General features: G+C 57.1%; 16 protein-coding genes. 4 read left to right on the plus strand and 12 right to left on the minus strand.

Annotated elements, in window-relative coordinates:
* Positions 1 to 2: 2 nt before the first annotated feature.
* Positions 3 to 464 (plus strand): hypothetical protein, encoded by a 462-nt coding sequence (locus tag QP093_RS04380; protein WP_285014952.1) that lies wholly within the window; start codon positions 3 to 5, stop codon positions 462 to 464.
* Between the two features lie 510 nt (positions 465 to 974).
* Here the strand turns inward: QP093_RS04380 and QP093_RS04385 are convergent.
* The 4 genes from QP093_RS04385 to QP093_RS04400 form a co-directional block, all read right to left on the minus strand.
* Positions 975 to 2,093, minus strand: coding sequence for a glycoside hydrolase family 172 protein (locus tag QP093_RS04385; RefSeq protein WP_502929378.1), 1,119 nt, complete (start codon positions 2,091 to 2,093; stop codon positions 975 to 977).
* Positions 2,090 to 2,965: a carbohydrate ABC transporter permease gene (locus QP093_RS04390; protein WP_285014958.1), complete on the minus strand. Its 876-nt coding sequence runs from the start codon at positions 2,963 to 2,965 to the stop codon at positions 2,090 to 2,092. Before QP093_RS04390 ends, QP093_RS04385 begins: the two co-directional genes overlap by 4 nt.
* 7 nt (positions 2,966 to 2,972) lie before the next feature.
* Positions 2,973 to 3,779: a carbohydrate ABC transporter permease gene (locus tag QP093_RS04395; protein WP_285014961.1), complete on the minus strand. Its 807-nt coding sequence runs from the start codon at positions 3,777 to 3,779 to the stop codon at positions 2,973 to 2,975.
* 131 nt (positions 3,780 to 3,910) lie between these two features.
* Positions 3,911 to 5,191: an ABC transporter substrate-binding protein gene (locus QP093_RS04400; protein ID WP_285014963.1), complete on the minus strand. Its 1,281-nt coding sequence runs from the start codon at positions 5,189 to 5,191 to the stop codon at positions 3,911 to 3,913.
* 264 nt (positions 5,192 to 5,455) lie between these two features.
* Between QP093_RS04400 and QP093_RS04405 the strand changes: the two genes are divergently transcribed.
* Positions 5,456 to 6,469: a LacI family DNA-binding transcriptional regulator gene (locus tag QP093_RS04405; protein WP_285014966.1), complete on the plus strand. Its 1,014-nt coding sequence runs from the start codon at positions 5,456 to 5,458 to the stop codon at positions 6,467 to 6,469.
* An 808-nt stretch (positions 6,470 to 7,277) separates the two neighbouring features.
* Positions 7,278 to 8,027: a GntR family transcriptional regulator gene (locus tag QP093_RS04410; RefSeq protein WP_285014969.1), complete on the plus strand. Its 750-nt coding sequence runs from the start codon at positions 7,278 to 7,280 to the stop codon at positions 8,025 to 8,027.
* 93 nt (positions 8,028 to 8,120) lie between these two features.
* Here QP093_RS04410 and purL read toward each other — a convergent pair whose 3' ends face one another.
* The 8 genes from purL to QP093_RS04450 form a co-directional block, all read right to left on the minus strand.
* A complete protein-coding gene (gene purL, locus QP093_RS04415) occupies positions 8,121 to 10,520 on the minus strand; it encodes a phosphoribosylformylglycinamidine synthase subunit PurL (protein ID WP_285014972.1) in 2,400 nt (799 codons plus the stop codon).
* 156 nt (positions 10,521 to 10,676) lie between these two features.
* Positions 10,677 to 11,423 carry a phosphoribosylformylglycinamidine synthase subunit PurQ gene (purQ, locus tag QP093_RS04420; protein WP_285014975.1) on the minus strand — a complete coding sequence of 249 codons (747 nt, stop codon included), beginning with the start codon at positions 11,421 to 11,423 and terminating at the stop codon, positions 10,677 to 10,679.
* Complete coding sequence (locus QP093_RS04425) at positions 11,420 to 11,698, minus strand: phosphoribosylformylglycinamidine synthase subunit PurS (RefSeq protein ID WP_058237317.1); 279 nt, start codon at positions 11,696 to 11,698, stop codon at positions 11,420 to 11,422. The genes purQ and QP093_RS04425 overlap by 4 nt, the downstream gene beginning before the upstream one ends.
* 58 nt (positions 11,699 to 11,756) lie before the next feature.
* Positions 11,757 to 12,656 carry a phosphoribosylaminoimidazolesuccinocarboxamide synthase gene (locus QP093_RS04430; protein WP_285014978.1) on the minus strand — a complete coding sequence of 300 codons (900 nt, stop codon included), beginning with the start codon at positions 12,654 to 12,656 and terminating at the stop codon, positions 11,757 to 11,759.
* Between the two features lie 46 nt (positions 12,657 to 12,702).
* Positions 12,703 to 14,040, minus strand: coding sequence for a phosphoribosylamine--glycine ligase (gene purD / locus QP093_RS04435; protein WP_285014981.1), 1,338 nt, complete (start codon positions 14,038 to 14,040; stop codon positions 12,703 to 12,705).
* A gap of 265 nt (positions 14,041 to 14,305) precedes the next feature.
* Positions 14,306 to 15,508, minus strand: a complete 1,203-nt coding sequence (locus QP093_RS04440; protein WP_285014983.1) for a tetratricopeptide repeat protein — start codon at positions 15,506 to 15,508, stop codon at positions 14,306 to 14,308.
* Positions 15,498 to 16,496, minus strand: a complete 999-nt coding sequence (locus QP093_RS04445; protein ID WP_058237321.1) for a VWA domain-containing protein — start codon at positions 16,494 to 16,496, stop codon at positions 15,498 to 15,500. Before QP093_RS04445 ends, QP093_RS04440 begins: the two co-directional genes overlap by 11 nt.
* Positions 16,497 to 16,865: 369 nt before the next feature.
* Positions 16,866 to 17,525 (minus strand): TetR/AcrR family transcriptional regulator, encoded by a 660-nt coding sequence (locus QP093_RS04450; protein WP_285014986.1) that lies wholly within the window; start codon positions 17,523 to 17,525, stop codon positions 16,866 to 16,868.
* Positions 17,526 to 17,545: 20 nt separating this feature from the next.
* Here QP093_RS04450 and QP093_RS04455 point away from each other — a divergent pair, with 20 nt between their 5' ends.
* On the plus strand, positions 17,546 to 19,090 hold the full coding sequence (locus tag QP093_RS04455; protein ID WP_285014989.1) for a carboxylesterase family protein: 1,545 nt from the start codon (positions 17,546 to 17,548) through the stop codon (positions 19,088 to 19,090).
* Positions 19,091 to 19,149: the final 59 nt, after the last annotated feature.

The following is a 19,149-nucleotide window of genomic DNA, read 5'->3' on the forward strand; positions in this document are numbered from 1 at the left end:
AGATGGATGACGTGGATTTTCAACAAGCAAAGGCGATGTACATAGCCGCTCGTAAGAAGGAGCGTGCACGTATCCGAAGCGCTCTGCAAGGTGCAGGATTCCAAGTCAAATCAGGGAACAACGCCGGGCAAGGATTAAGATCCTACACAAGCGGCGGCCGCCTTTCGCCACCTTTTGACCTTTCAAATTGGATGTGGATCGAAGCACAGCGTGATGGCGTGTGCAAGACGCCGGTTCAGCGAATCATCGGAAACAGAACCGATAATCGTCGCCAATGGCAACATCATGAGAGATATTCTTTCACCTGCCGCCAATACCAACCAGCAATGCACGAACGTTCGCACCCGGTGTTATGCGCGAAATTGATCGTCGATACCTGTTCTTGTCGTGCCTACTCGCAGTCCTTTTCACTCGCCAATGCTCAGTCTCTCCATGCCCTTGAATCAAAAGACATTTCGTCCTAAAAACCTCAGCACGAAAACAACTATAGCCCTATAGAACGGTTCGCACCTCGACAGTTTCACGTTGAAATGTCACTCAACAGCAAGCGTAGCGCTCGTTCAACGCTGTCCTATCGTCGATCGAGCCAATGGGGAGAGTAGCAGTGGAACCCCTAGAACACGTTCAATATCGAGCAGCTCCCTTAGTATCTCCAACTTCGAGATTACTCGCAAAATAACAGTGATGTGACGCCATTTAAATAGTAACAACATCAATCTGCGCGAAAGAATATTGGAACTGTACTCAACAGAACAAAACAAGAGTCGCCAAGACCCCGGTCCCTTTAAGAAGAAACTCTCTCTATACCGCGTATCTCGAACGTCCATTTTCACTAGACGAAAACAAATAGAGGAACCTGACGCACGTTATAAGATAATTGGAACCCGGATGGCTGCTCAACTTCAACTCAATCTTATTCTTGAAGTTGAGCAGCCAAAGGAACTTCCATTCAAACCGCCGCAAACACCAAACATCTACCGTGGGCGCCGTTGCTCTTTTTCAGGCAAGACCCAATCGTCGCCGCTTGGATCAGTTTGGTACCAAAAGGCAACGGTAGTGACATCATCACGACGCTCAAAAAGATAATCACCACGATCCCCGATTTGTTGGAGAGTAACTTTAAGCCTTCGAGAAAATCTCACAGGATCCAAAAGATGCCATCTATACATCCCATGTCCTGGTGGCAGATCTTTGGCATAAGGTGAAACTCGGCTGTTATCACGACTAATCTGCTGATGATACCCCAAGTACAGAGAACAATAACCCACTGATTTTGGATCTTCATACCCATCCCACTGGTCACGAAAACCCCAAGCGCCACCGACATAGTCTTCCAAGCCAGTTCCGACAATTGTGGCAAAATCTTGGTCATCATCAATATAAAACTTGGGCTCTCCTTCGCCGTACCAAAATCTCTCTAGTTGGCTCAGAAAAATGAAGGTACCAACGTAAGCTCCCGATCCCTGCGTGTCGAGAACGACATGATCTTGTCCGAGCTGGTTAGTGCCATTAGTGCGTCGCCATTGTGAGTGCAAATAACACAGATCATCGGGAAATGATTCCTCAAGCGAATAATCAACCTGATAGAAGAATCCTTCGACCACTTCAGGGTGGTCACTAACTATTTCAACTACAGCTCTTTCTCTAAATGGCATTTGGAGATAGCAGTTAAGCCCCCCAGTTGGCGCGGCGACCATAACTGAGGAAGAATAGTTAGCCACCTCGCCGAATCCACATCCAAAGAAGTCTCCAATTGGAACGTCTATGGCTGGGTTTTCCGCCGAATCCCACGTTATTCTTATCCGGATATTTCTCAGAACGAATGGCTCAGACTTAGTTCTCGCTGGCATAGTGAACCACAGGTGACGAATCTGACCGGGTCCCTTAATATCCACAATCTTGACTGTTTCTCCTGGAGGAATAGATATGCAAGGCCTACCCTTCCTGCCAACTCCTAGCTTCGAGGAGGATTTTCCTCCGTTTCCAGGCGAACCGCACGGGTTTTCTGCCGTTATAGAACGTGAAAGGACGGGGAGATTCCTCGCATAATCAGGGAAATTCATATTAGTTTTCAAGTGACTAATCCTTTTCATTTAACTGCTCCAGCAGTGACGCCCCTCGTCAACGTTCTCTGGAAGAACGCGAAGAAAATGAGCGTGGGTAACAACGTGAGTAGAGATGCGGCCGCCAGTTGGGTCACGTCAAGCGTGTTCTGTCCCTTTAGATTTGCCAGAGCAATTGGTAAAGTCTGAGAATCCGGTCCAACCAGCATGATCATCGGAATCAGGAATTCATTCCACGTCCAGACGAAGAAAAACACCAGCAAAACAGAGAGCGAAGGACGCATGATCGGGTAAACAATGCTAATTAGGACCCTGAAACGACCAGCACCATCCACCTGGGCCGCCTCAAGCATTTCTCTCGGAAATGTAGACATTACGGAGGACAACAGATAAGTCCCCATCGCTGCCTGCAGAACAGAGAAAATAATAACAACCGACCAGATCGAGTTATGGAGGCCTATTGCTTGAACACCGTAAAATAGAGGATACAAGAGTGCCTCTTGCGGCAACATCGTTGCGATCAAGAGGACAAAAATAACTCCAGTACGCCCCTTGATTCGACCAATACCAAGTGCGTAAGCAGCCAGAAGTGACAAACACGTGCCGACTAGAGAAGTTACACCTGCTGTAACTATGGAATTAAACAGAAGTCTCGAAAAATTAACCGTTTCCAAGTAACGCTGAAACGCACTCACAGTCCACTGCTCTGGTAGAGCTAACGGGCCATTGATGGAATATTCAGCTGGACTCTTGAACGAGTTAATCACCACCAAATACAGGGGTGCAAGCATCAATACGGCTACAAGGGCGGCAATTACTAAGACGCCATATTTAGTCAAAATAAAAGAAAGCGGTTTTCTCGCCTTATAGGCATCGCGAGCATAGTGAGATGTTTTTTGCATCGAACTCTTACTCCTCCTCAATTGCCTTCGACTGCCAATAGACAAGCCCACCAGCTATGACGCAGATCGTTACCGCCAAGACAGTCGCAGATGCCGCTCCATAGCCAACCTTCGATAGCTCAAAGAAGTTCCTGTACGAGAAGAAAGAAGGGACGTACGTCGAGAATTCAGGTCCTCCACGGGTCAGCACCATCACAGGCGCGAACAACTTTAGCGCGCCGATAGTTGCTGTCAGAACAACAACGAAAATGTCGGCGCGGATGTTCGGAATAGTAATATGCCTGAATCGCTTCCACCAGCCCGCTCCATCTAACTGAGCTGCCTCATACAGAGACGGATCAACTCTCTGCAAACCTGACATGAATATCACAACCGGATATCCGATCTGCAGCCATATCATCATCAACATGATTGAGTACAGCGCTAAGTCCGTGTTCCCCAGCCAGTCAGGCGCGAGTCCTGTACCTACACCACGGAGTATCTCATTTAGTGCTCCATCTCTAGTGCTTAAAATCCAACTCCATAAGACGCCCGCCACGGCGACAGGCAAAATCTGCGGAATGTAATATGTGGCCCTCAAAAATGACGCTATCGCACTATTAAAATGCCTGCCGATAAAGTCAAACAGGGTAGCCGCCAGGATCAAACCAATCACAGTCGGTATAATCGCTATCGCGAAAATCATGTATATAGTGTTCACAAAAGATGACCAAAATAGTTTATCATGCATTAGATCTACATAGTTTGACACTCCAACCCATTTCATCTCAGCCTTACCACCCTTCCAGCTGTAGAAGCTCAAAAGTGTGTTCACGATGAGAGGAAGTAGGACCACTACACAAAAACCGATAGCCAATGGTGATAAATAGGCCCAATAACTACGTCGCTCTTTATCTCTCCACCTCATAGGTCGCGTCTTTCGATAGAGCGTTAACTTATCTAAGTTCACTTGTTACTCTCGTAGTAGTCTTTCATTTCTGCGAGGAATTCCTCGCCACTCTGCGATCCAGACACAAGTCCCTGCAGCCCAGCCACCTGATGATCAAGAAGTCCGGGAACTGGATAGTCAGGGTAGAAAGACAGGCGATCTTCAGATTTTAACAACTGGAACGTCTCATTCATTTCTTTCATGCGTTCATCTTCAATAGTCGACGGATCCACCATGACCGGAATTCCACCAAGTCTTCCAATCTCACCTTGAACCGATTCACTCAGAGTCTTTTCTATCCACGCTTTCGCGCATTCCTTGTTCTTAGCGTCGCTCGGAATCGCCCACAAATGTCCCGAGGTTCCCGCCGTTAACTTCGCTTCGGGAAATTCCAACAATCCCCAGTCAAACGGAGCCTCTTCGTTGATTCGATTAAAGGACCAAGTGCCATTTGCCATAAAAGGCATTTCGCCAGCAATAAAGGCTCGCTCCATATCATCAGCTTTCAGTCCAGCAAGCTGATGACCCAAGTACCCCTTGCTAATCCACTCTTCGAGGTGCTTCGTCCCCTCTGCAAACGCACCGCCAGTAATGTCTGCGGGGCCGGCGAGCAGAATGAAGTTGTCGACTTCTTCTCGCGAAGCATCTTGCGAGATCAGCTGCCACCATGTCTGCAATACAGCATGCTCGCCCGCATTCGAGGAAATTGGCGTAACCCCAGCCTTTAGCAAATCATCGAACACTGTTTCTAGCTCGGCCATTGAGCTTGGCATTTCAGTGATGCCATGCTCAGCTAACAAGTCTTTATTGTAGTAAAATGTAAAGTAACTTGCAGTCGACGGCACGCCATACCATTCACCAGCTCCCGCATTACCATTATCATCGTATTTTGCTAGGGCTGATACAGCCCCATTCAGCTCCTTATCCCAGCCATTCTCCTCCACAAGGTCCGTCAATGGATCAAGAAGTCCCTGGGATGCTAACTGGCCCGCATCCGCATTACCCGTGTTAACGAGCACAACATCAGGCACGCTTCCTCCCGAAAGCAAAACCTTCGCGTTCGAGCGGAAAGACTCAAAATTGGTCGACGACCACTCCACATCAAGTGAGGGATTCTCTTCTTGAAACTCTGCCAGCCCTTTTTGCCACCCCTTGTACTGCGCAGTAGCTGTTGTCTCATACTGTAGAATGGTACATTTACCTTCCAGCTCCCCGGACGCTTTCGCCTCACCAGACGTTGCATTAGATGACTCACCACCTGCGCTTCCACAAGCAGAAAGCATGATGCTCAGAGCCATAACCCCAGTGCATGCAGTTCGAATTCTCGACATCATCGTCCCTTTCTAAGAATCAATATTACGGAAGCTCATCCGTAGCGATAACGTTACCTCGCATTGTTGCTATACACAAGTCACGAAAGACTACACGAAACCTCTGCCCAAGTAAAAGCAGCCTTATATTCGCTGAGGCCTCTCGGGCTTTCGACCCTCCACCACTCCTCGAGACGAGCCTTCGAAAGCCTTTAATGTTGGGCAAATAGACCATGATACGATTGAAGAACGATGATTACGATAAAGGATGTTGCCAAAGCCGCAGGGGTTAGTCCAATGACGGTGTCAAGGGTCGTGAATCATACTGGTAACGTTAACTCTTCTATGCGGAAGCGTGTATTTCGCGCGGTTGAGCAACTCGGATACGTGCCGAACCTGTCGGCATCTAAGCTGAGGAGGAAAAAGGACGCCCATTGGACAATTGGGCTAATTCTAAGAGACGTCTCGAACCCATTTTCTGCAGAGCTTCATCGCGCAATCGAAAAATCTCTTCGCGACTCTGGATCTCTAACTCTTACGGCGAGTAATGATGACGATCGGGATTACGCCCGCGAGCTCGTCATGACAATGCGCGCACACCAAATCGATGGTTTGATTATCGCACCTCCACCAGGAAACCAATCGTATCTGGGTGCAGCGGCAGAAACCGGTTTACCGATCGTTATCGTCGACCGTCCATCCGACTTCGAGCAGGTTCCCTGCGTTATCTCGGACAACTATGATGGAATGCGACAAGCCACGCGTCACTTGATTTCGTATGGACACCGACGCATAGCGTATTTAGGAGACGAAGCCTCAGTTCCGATGACCGCTCGTCGCGATGGATTCCTAGCAGGGCTTCAGGAGGCAGCAATAGACACCACTGAGGCTATTATTCGCCTCGACCAACTTGACCCAATACAGGCGAGAGAGACGGCTGTACCGCTTTTGGAATCCAATAATCCACCCACCGCGTTCATTGGCTCCAGAAACCGAATTAATGTGGCCATTATTCAAGCGCTTCGAGCGACCAAGCGTAGCGAAGAAATAGCGATGGTTGGATTCGACGATATAGAACTTGCCGCAGAACTGGATCCAGGTATGACTGCAGTTGCGCAGAATCCAATTTTGATCGGACAAATTGCTACCGCCATCCTAATAGATATGCTTGAGAACAATCGGGTTCAGGATCAGTCGGTTGTGGTATCGACGCGGCTGATCAAGCGCGGCTCAGGAGAGATTTCACGTACACAACCACTTAGCTGAAGCGGGATTCCTTTCACGCTGATACACAAGCAGCTATCTAATTTGAAGGTTACTATCCCTTGCCACAAGTTACGCGATTCTGCTTCAAACACATGCAATCACCTGGCATTTATTCGCTGACACGCACAGAAGCTAGTTTTCGCGAATTGATCTACAATGCCGCTAGGCATCCGCTTACTCTCGTATGAGGCTTTGTAATCCTGACAACGGTTTCAAACACTACTGTCTCGAAGCCAGTATCACGATCTCTTCCCAGCCATTTTGCGTATGGACTTTTGTAGGGTGCCAGAATTTTTACCGCTAAATTTTAGCCCTTTCACCATGGGCCTAATCTTGGCGGCGGCTGCATGTCTGGGCGTGTATCCACCTAGTCCGAATGCGGGCTGAAAGATAAGCGACACACAGGTAGGTGACTACTCTAGGTTTCGCAAGTGTGGTTTCTTTTGATAGTCGCTGTCCAATCTGTTGCATAAGCTGCCTCGACCGTAGAAAGGAGGTTTTGAGCGCAGCAGACTCTGTCGTCTCAACAGTGGCTCATCACGCGCATCGGGCGCACTTGACGCAGCATTGGTCACATGTGACCCCGCATGAGGGTGTGCCCGCTCCCCTGCCTCAGCCCGGGAGCAGACCTACAGTGTTACTTCACATCACTGCGCTTGCGGCGCGTTGTCAACGCAACATCTCCCAGCAAGAACACTCCAGTAAGAGATGCGATCAGGACAAGCATCTCAACACGGCGTGCTAACCTGCGGTGTGCCCGACCGACGCCACAGGGAAAAACCCACCGTACTGCAATAAGATGACCCTGATGCAAGAAACACACTTGTCGGCCAGAACATGCCAGGAACTGCGATCTCACATCGACCAGCATCTAAAGCCCGGTGACCGTCTTCCCTCGGAAAAAGACCTCGCCACACTGCTGTCGGTGTCGCGTACCACTGTGCGCGCAGCCCTCGAACAGCTCTGGCTTGAAGGCAAGGTGGAACGCCGCTGGGGTGCCGGTACATTCGTGCGCAAATCCGCCGAGCTCCCCCAACATATTGACCAGGTCTTCGTCGACGTCCAGCCGATCGACACAGTGTTCGGCACATTCGTCCAGCGTGGCCACCAGGTTTCCTACCTGGAAACCGCATGCGACAAAATCACGCCGCCACCTGTCGTGCGTCAACTGCTGCCACCGGCCACCGACGGGAAATGCTGGCGCACCACTCGCGTCATCGGTGTGGATGGGGCTCCCGCAATGCTGGTCTACGATCACATTCCGCTCAGCATTGACGGTGTTGACCTGGATCCGAGCCCGCTGATCGAGTCAGTGACCACGCTGACCAAACTCACCGACGAATGGGGTATCCGCATCGAACGCAACGACGCGACTGTGGAAGCCATATGCGCTCCGCTGGCAGTTGCCGAAACACTCGGCATCAAATTGCGCACCCCCATCCTGCGATCCACTCAAACCGCCGAAGTGCGCGACGGCCTGGCCGTTGCCGTCACGCTGATCTATCAGAACCCAGCAGTGATGAGCGCACGCGTCGTCCGCGCGCAGCGATCCAACTGACGCCCGAAGATTCGATCAGCACACGGCATCACCCTCGCCAATTCTCCAAAAAGAGTTATTGACGAGGGCGCCCGACCGCCGCGAACCGGCGACCTAGAAACGCGAACGCAGCGCGCTTTCCTGCATGTCGCGAAGCTCGGTGATGTCAGCCATCCAGCCGTTGCCGTTGCCTGAATCAGTCAGCACGTCACCGCCGGTGATCACCACCATGTCGCCACCGGTCGTACCGATGCGCGCCGCCTGCACGCCCTCAGCCTCTGCAGCTGCGTACACCGCCGGCAAGGATTCTTCGGCCACGGCCACCATCGCGCGGCCCTGCGACTCAGACAGCAACATGACGAAGTCATCCACGCCAGCAATGCCGGCTGCCTGCGCAATGTCGAAACTGCCGCCGATGCCGAAACGAAGTGCCGAATCCACCAGCGACTGGATCAGACCACCATTCGACAGATCATGTGCCGCGCGGATCAAAGGCTGTCCATCAGGGCCGTCAGCGGCGGACAGAGCTGCCAGAACCCGTCCCAGCGCCATCTCCGCTTCCAGATCGACCTTGGGTGGCAGGCCACCGAGGTGGTCATGCACGATGCGTGCCCACGCCGACCCGTCCAGCTCATCGCGTGTGGAGCCGAGCAGCACCACAGCCAGCCCTTCAGCGGTCCAGCCAGACGGATTCGCACGACGCACGTCATCCATCACGCCCAGCATGCCGACCACCGGGGTGGGGTTGATCGAGGAATCAAACTGACCTTTTTCCGTTCCCGAGGAGTTGTACAGGGAGACGTTTCCGCCGGTCACCGGCACACCCATCTCCACGCACCCGTCAGCCAGTCCTTCCATCGCGGTGACCAGCTGCCACATCGCGTCCGTATCCTCCGGATTACCGAAGTTCAGGCAGTTCGTGATTGCCGCGGGGCGAGCACCCACCGTCGCAACATTACGGTAGGCTTCCGCGAGCGCCTGGCGGGCACCCTCGTACGGGTCAAGTTTGGTGAACCAGCCGTTCGCGTCCGTTGACAGCGCCACGCCCGCACCGGATTCTTCATCGACACGCACCACGCCGGCATCATCGGGCTGTGCGAGCGCCGTGTTGCCCTGCACGTAACGGTCGTACTGATCTGTCACCCACGATTTCGATCCCTGGTTGACGTCCGACAGCACCGTGCGCAGCACCTCGTCCAACTCGGCGGCGGTTTCGGGGCGGGCAAGACCTGCTGCTTCCACAGTGTTGTCCTGCAGCTCGTCCTGCCATGCGGGACGCGCGTACGGGCGGTCGTACACCGGGCCTTCATTTGCCACGGTCTTGGGATCCACATCCACGATGCGCTGGCCGAAGTGGTCGATCGTCAGGCGGCCATCACCGGTGACCGTGCCGATCACAGCGGCTTCCACGTCCCATTTGTCGATGATTTCGAAGAAACGCTCACGGTCCTCAGGGGTCACGATCGCCATCATGCGTTCCTGCGATTCGGACATGAGGATCTCACCGGCCGTCAGGGTCGGGTCACGCAGCAGCACGTTTTCCAGATCCACGTGCATGCCGGAATCGCCGTTGGCCGCCAGTTCCGAGGTGGCGCACGAGATTCCCGCCGCGCCCAGGTCCTGAATGGCCTGCACCACGCCTGCGTCGAACAGCTCGAGGCAGCATTCGATCAGCACTTTTTCCATGAAGGGGTCACCGACCTGCACCGAGGGGCGCTTGGTGGGCATGCCGTCGTCGAAGGTTTCCGACGCCAGAATCGAGGCGCCGCCGATGCCGTCGCCACCGGTGCGTGCACCGAACAGCACCACCAGGTTGCCTTCACCGGACGCGTTCGCCAGGTGGATGTCGTCGTGACGCAGCACGCCCAGGCACAGGGCGTTGACCAGTGGGTTGCCCTGGTAGGACGGGTCGAACTCGGTTTCGCCGCCGATGTTCGGCAGGCCCAGGCAGTTGCCGTATCCGCCGACACCGGCCACCACGCCGTGCACGACACGGGCGGTGTCCGGGTGGTCGAGTGCGCCGAAACGCAGCTGATCCATCACGGCTACCGGGCGTGCACCCATCGACATGATGTCGCGGACGATGCCGCCCACACCTGTGGCAGCACCCTGGTAGGGCTCCACGAATGAGGGGTGGTTGTGTGATTCGACTTTGAATGTCACAGCCCAGCCGTTGCCGACGTCGACGACGCCGGCGTTCTGTCCCATGCCGACCAGCAGGTGTTCGCGCATGTCGTCAGTGGTTTTCTTGCCGAACTGTTCACCCAGGTGTTTCTTCGAGGACTTGTATGAGCAGTGCTCGGACCACATCACCGAGTACATGGCCAGTTCCGCGTTGGTGGGGCGACGTCCCAGGATCTCGCAGATGCGCTGGTATTCGTCGTCTTTCAGGCCGAGTTCGCGGTAGGGCATCGCTGTGTCGGGCGTGCGCGCAGCGTCCTCAACGGTGTCGGGGGTTTCGACCGGGATAGGCGCGCCTGTCGCGCCGCGGTCAGCGTCATGTGCGGGGGTCATGTCAAGCTCCAGATTCTCAGTTGCCCACAGGCTGTGTCCACATGCTTGTGGACGGTGGCACCGTCGTGCCTGTTTCCCTGTGGATCAAATTGTGTATGGGTTGTGGATAGCGGGGTCATGGACGAGGGCGAACGCCGCTGCGTCGTCATGCCTCACTTACCCCACCAATGTGGCCAGTGCGGAAGCGAACAGTGTCAGGCCGTCGGTGCCGCCATGTCCGGAAACCTCAACGGAGCCGTCCCCGCCGAATGATTTCGAGCGCTGCGCGCGACGAACCGGTCCGAAACCGCTTTCCACGGCGTGCTCGGGGTGCGGCATGAGCCCAACAACGTTGCCCTGCTTATTCGTGATGCCGGCAATGTCGTGAGCCGACCCGTTCGGATTGACATCCACGTAGCGGAACACGACGCGACCCTCATCCTCAAGCCGCTTGATCGTGTCGGCGTCAGCCTGGAAGCAGCCTTCGCCATTCTTGAGTGGGACTGTGATCGTCTGTCCCTGCGTCAGGCTCGAGGTCCACGCGGTGTCCGCGTTCTCCACACGCAGCGTCTGATCGCGGCAAATGAACTTCTGGTGCGTGTTGCGGATCAGTGCGCCTTCCAGCAGGTGTGATTCGCACAGAACCTGGAAACCGTTGCAGATGCCCAGCACCGGCATGCCTGTGCGGGCCGCATCAACGATCGGCCCCATAATGGCGGACACCGCTGCAATGGCGCCGCACCGCAGGTAGTCACCGTAGGAAAAGCCACCGGGCAGAATTACTGCGCCCACGCCCTGCAGGTCCGTGTCCTTGTGCCACAGGCGCACCGGCTCACCTCCGGCCAGGCGCACAGCGCGAGCCGCATCCTGGTCATCGAGCGTGCCCGGGAAGGTCACGACTCCGATTTTCTCCTTCGGACTCATTGCGCATCACCGTGAGCGCCCTCGTCAACGAGAAGTTCTTCGACGCGCACGACGTCCTCAATAATCGGGTTTGACAGGACTTCTTCAGCGGCGCGGCGTGCCTGGGCGAGGTGCTCATCCGTGACGGCGCCCTCCACATCCAGGTGGAAGCACTTGCCCTGACGCACAGATGTGAAGCTGGAAATTCCCAGTCGCGGCAGTGCGGATCCGACTGCTTTTCCTTGCGGGTCAAGGATTTCTGGTTTCGGCATCACTTCAACAATGATTCGGCCCACTGGGTCCTCCTGGTTTCTTAAGGTGTCGGCGGTTAATGTGGTAGCTCTGTCAAACGGTTCACTGACGTGGCTGGTTGCGCGGTTCCGGTGCCTGACCGGTGAGCAGCGTGTACGCATCAACGTAGCGTTGACGTGTCGCCTCAACGATCCGGTCAGGCAGGCGCGGCGGCTGCTCGCCGCTGGCGCGATCCCACCCGGATTCTTCGGAGGTCAGCCAGTCGCGCACATACTGTTTGTCGAAGCTGGGAGTCACCTGGCCTTCAACCCACTGGTCGGCGGGCCAAAAACGCGACGAGTCCGGCGTGAGTGCCTCATCAGCCAGGACCAGCTCACCGTTGTCCGGGTCAACACCGAACTCGAACTTGGTGTCAGCGATGATGACGCCGCGCTCGCGAGCGATGCGCGCCGCCTCCGAATACAGCTTGATGGACGTGTCGCGCAGCGCTGCCGCCACGTCGCGCCCCACCATGTCGGCTGCACGCTCGAAGGAGATGTTCTCGTCGTGTTCACCCAGTTCAGCCTTGGCTGCGGGGGTGAAGATCGGTTCAGGCAGTTTCGAAGCTTCGGTCAGGCCTTCCGGCAGGCGGATCTCGCACACTGTGCCGGACTGCTTATATTCCGCCAGACCGGAGCCGGTCAGGTATCCACGCACCACGCATTCGATGGGATACATGGTGAGCTTCTTGCACACTACTGCGCGCCCTGCGACCTGGGCGGGCACCGGCTCATCAAGCAGATGGTTCCCCACAATCGAATCGAGCTTGTTCATCCACCACGTCGACAGTCCTGTCAGCACCAGGCCCTTGCCGGGGATTTCGGTGGGCAGAATATAGTCGTAGGCGCTGATACGGTCCGACGTGACCATCAGGAGTACGCGCCCGTCCTCACTTTGGTACAGGTCACGCACCTTGCCAGAATTAACGTGTGTCCACCCGTCCAGTTCGACTGCCTCACTCATTTTCTTCTCCCTCACTCCTTGCGCTGAACTGCTGATATGCGTGTGCCTAGGCGCTGAGTCCGTCTGGCCATTGCGCGATGTCACGCCGAAATTGGCATTCAGGGAAGTCAATGCGTTCGATTGCCTCATACGCTGCGCGGCGTGCCTCGCCAATGGTTGCTGCACGCGCCACAACGTCCAGCACGCGTCCCCCATCAGCGACGAGGGCGGCGCGCGCTTCACTGTCCTGCGCTGCGTCAACTGTCTTTGTGCCGGCGTGGATGAGGTGGACTCCAGGCAGTTCCTCTGCGGCTTCGGCTCCGCGGATCGTTTGGCCGGTGCGCGCACGAACGGGGTATCCAGGTGAGGCCAGGACAACGGTGACTGCCGCATCGTCACTCCAGGTCGGGGCCGCGACTTGGTCAAGGGTGCCGCGCGCTGCCGCGTCGAGCAGGTCAAGCAGTGGGGATTCGAGACGCTCGAGGACGACCTGTGTTTCCGGGTCACCGAAGCGGACGTTGAATTCGACGACGCGCACTCCGTTCGAGGACATCGCCAGCCCGCAGTACAGCAGACCGGTGAACGGTATGCCGCGCTGCGCCATGCAGCGCACCGTTGGTTCTGCGATGGTGCGAACAACCTCGTCGGCAAGTCCGTCGTGGAGCCACGGCAGCGGCGAGTAGGCACCCATTCCACCGGTGTTCGGGCCTTCGTTGGCGTCCTGAAGGCGTTTGAAGTCCTGTGCCGGAACCAGTGGGACGACGTGTGTACCGTCGCTGATGCAGAACAGGGAGACTTCCGGCCCGTCGAGGTAGTCCTCGATGACAACGGCACCGTCGGGACGGTCCAGGCAGTGGCGCGCGTGCTCGCGTGCAGCGTCAGTGTCAGCGGTGACCAACACGCCTTTGCCTGCGGCCAGTTGATCGTCTTTGACAACGTGAGGGGTGGTGCATGTGCGGAGCGCCTGGTCAACCTCGTCCATCGTATGACAGGTGAAGGAGCGGGCAGTGGCGACGCCGGCCTCGTCCATGACTGTTTTGGCAAAAGATTTTGATGCTTCGAGGCGGGCAGCTTCCTTGCCTGGGCCGAAGCATGCGATGCCCTGCGCGCGAACCGCGTCAGCCAGTCCGGCGACGAGGGGGGCTTCCGGTCCGATGATGACCAGGTCAGCGTTCAGGTCGCGTGCGCGCTGCGCGATGGCGTCGGAATCGTTGGGGTCAGCGGGGTTGACATCACCGAAGTCCACAGGTGTGGCGATGCGGTCGATTCCGGGGTTTCCGGCTTGAGCGAACAGTTCAAGCGGTGTGCCGCGTTCAGCCAGAACACGGGAGTGTGCGCCAGTACGGATCAGTGCGCGCGCGATGGCATGTTCGCGCCCACCATTGCCAATGAGCAGAACCTTCACACCTTCAGCCTACCGAACTGTCAGGCCGTAAACGACGCCTCAGTCCCCTACTTTCGGTTAGACCAGTCACCCCCACAGGCTTTGTCATGTCCTATGTCGAGTACATATGACCGGACAAATGTGGAGCAGCCTGAGGGGGTTGCCGGCTGCAATGCGTGTGTAGCGTGAGCAGAGTCTGCCGGCTGCGAGCTGTGGAGCGGGCACAGACTCAACCGCCACCCTCATCATGCGAAGCGAGCGCGCCGAGGTGCCCGAGCCGGTCGTGTCACCACTTCCCGTTCGGCCTGGTGTCGCGGCTGCCATCCAACGGATCGACGTCACTGTTGGTTTCCTTCGAGCGCCGGTTGAGTTCCTCGCGACGGTCCTTCTCCTCCTGGGTTTCATCCGCGTACGGATCTTCGCGCTTTTCCGGAGCAGGCGTGGAGTTCGGATCATTGCCTTGATCGGGCTTCGGCTGGGGCTGACGGGTGCCGCCACCCTGGCCATCAGAATCGTCCTGTTCCCCGTCCTTTCGATCCTTCTGACCGTCAGGCAGCTGGTCATTCGCACGATCGCGCTTAGGTGAAATGCGGTCATTTGTCTGATCCGCCGGCGAGGACTGCTGATCGGACTGCGAGCCAGAAGGTGAGTCAGAGTCGGAATCCGAGTCGGAATCTGAATCTGAGCCGGAGTCCGAATCCGACCCGCCACCGCTTTGCGGCTGGTCGCTGCTTTGCGACTGATCACTGCTCTGGGATTGATCACCGCTTTGGGAATTATCGCCACTTTGTGACTGATCGCTTTGCGGCTCGTTGCCGCTTTGAGACTGGTCACCACTTTGCGGCTGACTGGTGTCATCGGGCGCCCGGCAGATCTGAATCAGTTCGAGCGCCTCGTCGTAGGTATCACGCGCGCCCAGATGATCACCCTGAGCTTCCAGCCCGTCAGCCATGATCTCTTTTCCAACGGCCAGGTTATTCCTGACCATGCACTCATAGGAGTAAGGCTCGATCGTGCCGTCCTCGTTCCTGACGGCCTTGGGCACCAGCTCGAACGCAGTCGACAGCTGAGAGACACCGCCGTCAACCTCGCCTTCAGCCAGGAAAGTCGTGCCCTTGTTGTAGAACGCAAGCCATCGCTCCGGTCCGCGCTGAGTGACCGTCATCTGACCGTCGTAGCCGCCCATCGCTTTGTCGTAGTTTCCGGAGCGGTATGCCACCCCAGATGCGTGCGACCACAGTGTCAATCCGATCAGGAATGCCGCTGCCAGCAAGACGATCAGCATGAGCGGCAACGTCCACCACAATAATGCGAGCGACCCGCGGGCACGGGTCTTCGACGCAGCTTTACCGGCAGAGCGCCCACCGTGTGACGACGCACCTGCACGCGAAAGATGCGCGCTGGCATCGTCATGTGGAGCCTGCGCACTGGCTCCGCCCGCAGAGGATTGCGGACAAGCAGAGTCGTACGGTGGCTGATCAGATGACATGAGCCCTCCTCATCTTGCGCATGCGGGCCACGATTGCCGAGGCTTCCCATGCCAGCAACACGGCAAACACCAATGCGAACGGCCAGACGTAGTAGCGGTACACCTCAACTGTGTCACGTGACTCCGATATCAGCTTGCCCTCAGAGTTGAACTGAGCAGCATGGTCAATAATCGACCCGTTATCGGGCGAATGGACATAGTCAGCACCGAGCTGACTGGCGACCTCACGCAAGGCACCTTCATCAGCAGATGAGATCCCGTCCCTGGAAGGGTCCTGCGGGTCGGGGATGTAGCCGGATTGGGATTGATCGAGTGAACGCGCCTTCATCCGGCCCCCCTCGGCAGTTCCATACCCGATGACCAGCGCACCGTCACATGCCTCTGCCACTGAACGCCAGTCCCCAACTCCCTGCGAGGCGTCCTCGGTGTTCTCCCCATCGCCCATGACGACGACATAGCGCGAGTTTCCGCCGCGCGATTCCTGAGCTTTGGTGAGGTAGCTGCGCAGGTCACTCACAGGGCGCGCCAATGATGAGCCCTGGGACGAGGAGGACAGTTCCTGGCCCATGATCTGCATGTACGAGTCGATCGCGCCGATGTCGCTGGTGACGGGCAAAACCCGCTCAATGTCACGATCCCACGTGAAGATTGAGAACCTAGCGGCAGGCATGTGGTCAACGATCGTGGCGACATCCGCTTTGACGCCGTCGAGGCGCGGCAAACGGTCAGGACCATAATCTTCGGCCGCCATCGATCCTGTGCGGTCGATGACGAACCACAGTTCAACATCCGAGGTGGTGCTGTGCGACTCCTGCCTGATGGACGGGCCGGCAAGCATGAATGTCATGAGTGAGACGATCAGGAGGCGGCGAACCAGATTCACGCGCGAACTCATCGCACGTCTGCGAGCGCCCCAGACGCACAGTGCCACGCATGCAATAAAGAAGATGGCGAGGACCCACAGGGAGATAATGGGGCGGAAAATCACGCGTCTATCTCCTTCGCCTCAGCTCGGTTGCCTGGTGCGCCGACCCGTTCCCACAAGTGGAAACCTCCTGCGAGGAATGCTCCCCGTGAAGGTCGCTTCCGCCATAGGGGACTTCTCGCGCAGAAACTCAGGTCTGCAAGTACCACAGTAGCGGAAATCTGAAAATTGGAACATCCGTCACGACCCATGATGCTCAAGTCGTTTTCCATCCGTTACGCTCGTGTCATCACAGCTGCCTCACACTAGCGCGGGCAGTGGGCTGGCGGCGCGCGGGAGCACCCACACGCCCGAGATATCACGCTCTGCTCTCCCCACACAGGCGCGGATGCATCGCTGCACCCCACGAGTAAGCGCCCGGCCAACTCCGACTTACATGCCCCACGTGCTGCGAATGGCCTGGGCAAGCATGCGGGTTTCGGTGACCAGGTCCGTGCCGAACACGGTGGCCTTGTCTTTGTCGCGGCACGCTCGGGCCGCCAGCCACTGCACCTGCAGTCCGTCAGAAAGAGCTACCAGACAGCGCGCGAGAGATCGAGACGGCGCATCCGGTCTTACAGTTCCCGCTTTCTTCCCTTCGTCAAAAGCGCGGGTCAACATTTCAATCGTTGTGGCGAGGTGACCGGTAAACCATTCATGAGCCGGATGCTCATCGCTCACGGCAGCGCCACTCATCACCGAGTAGAGCGCCACCCCGGTGGGATCCTGCACATTCCGTTCAATCAGGTGCACCCACTGGTCAAGGAGCTTCCACGGGTCGTCGGTCGAATCGAGGAGGAATTCCTCGTGAGTTTTCTGGTCACGCTGGGTCAGAACGGCCGCGAAAAGCGCATCCTTGGACGGGAAGTAATGCAGCAACCCGGCTTTGGAGATCTCCGCTGCCCGCGCGATCTCCGCCAGAGATGTTCCCGCATATCCCTGATGAGCGAAAAGCTCGACCGCCTCGTGCAGGACTCGGGCGCGCTTGTCTTCACTGCCGGCGGGAGGACGTCCCGGCTGACGGCGCTTTCGTGGTTCTTCGCGTGTGGCCATAGTGTGATTGTTCCCCGAGGATGGCTCATTTTCAATCACCATGCGCAGCTCACCGGTTTTCGACATGCTGTCACGCTACAAAACAGCAACAAAGCGACCATATTGCGGGCGTCAGTGCCTCCTCACGCTTCGCGCAGCCACCGACCGGTCCTCTGCGTTTCCTCGCCCCACGGCGCCGCTCACCCTGGGAGCAGCCCATCGACGCCACGCGCCCCGGCGCCACTGCGCAGAGGCATGCGCTCCTTGATGTCACCACCATCCCTGAACCGTCAATCGCCGGCGATGACACGCTTCTAGTCAACGTTTTTACGCCTCATCCCGGCCGCACCGATGCGCGCGCACCCGTCATGGTGTGGATCCACGGCGGTGGATACGTCGCAGGGTCTCCCTCGTCCCCCTGGTACGACGGGAACGCCTTCAACCGCGACGGCATCGTGACGGTCAGCGTGTCGTATCGCCTTGGCTTCGACGGTTTCGGCTGGGTCGACGGCTCCGATGCGCCCACGAACAGAGCGCTGCTCGATCTGATCATGGCGCTGACCTGGGTGCGAGACAATATCGCGAGCTTTGGCGGTGACCCCGATAACGTCACCGTGGCCGGTCACAGCGCGGGAGCAGCCTGCATCCACGCACTCATGGCATCCCAGCAAGCCGAGGGGCTATTCCACGCCGCCATCTGTCAATCTCCCCTGCCCATCACGCTGACCGTTGACGACTCTCACGTCACGGCCGTACACATGGCCCTCGCAGCGGGTATCCCCGCCACCCTCGACGGTTGGTGTTCCCTGAGCGAGGAAACCATCTACTCCGCTCAACAGCACCTCATCATCGCGCTGGGCGAGACGGCACAGATGCAGGTTGACGCTGACGGTTGCGATCCGCTCACCATCGAATGCCCGCAGCGTTCCCCCTTCGGCCCCGTCATCGGAGACCCGGTCCTGCCTGATCACCCGGCCGTAATTGCGCGTACGCCCGGCCACACCTCGGTGCCACTGCTGATCGGTTCGACGGCGCACGAGTTCGCAGGTGAGAACGGCACAGGCACTAACCCGGCCACCACCGAGCAGGCCGCAGCCATTGCCTCCGCGCTGCAGACGTGCGGCTGGACCGCGGACGATGCCCGCCGATTCGTCGCACGCTGGAGCGCCTTGCGCGACCCTCGCCAGATCCTGAACCAAGCGATCAGCACCGAGCCGCTCGTCCACGCCCCGCTTCGTCGCTGCCTGCAGTCCAGGGACGAGGGTGGCGCTGCTACCTGGCGCTACTGTTTTCAATGGCCGTGGCCGCGTCAACTCTCCCAGCACTGCTTCGATCTGCCGTTCTCATTCGATGTGCACCACAATCCAGAAGCTCAGACCGCGTTGGTACGCTTCCCCACTGACATCGAGCCGCCGCAATCCGCGCTCACCACGCTGCGCAACAGTTTCGACGCGCCGGTTTATGACGGGGAACTGGATGAGGACAGTCTCTCCATGCATGAGGACTGGGTGTATTTCATTCGCCACCACAGTGCGCCGTGGCCGCGGTGGGATCCGCATTCCGCGCAGGTGCGCCTGTACTTCTAGCGACCGACAGCGTCCACGTTTTCAGCGCCATCTGCGCCCGCACTCTCAGCAACCACACG

The organism is Pauljensenia sp. UMB10120 (genome assembly GCF_030212035.1).
GTDB classification, from domain to species: Bacteria; Actinomycetota; Actinomycetes; order Actinomycetales; family Actinomycetaceae; genus Pauljensenia; species Pauljensenia radingae_A.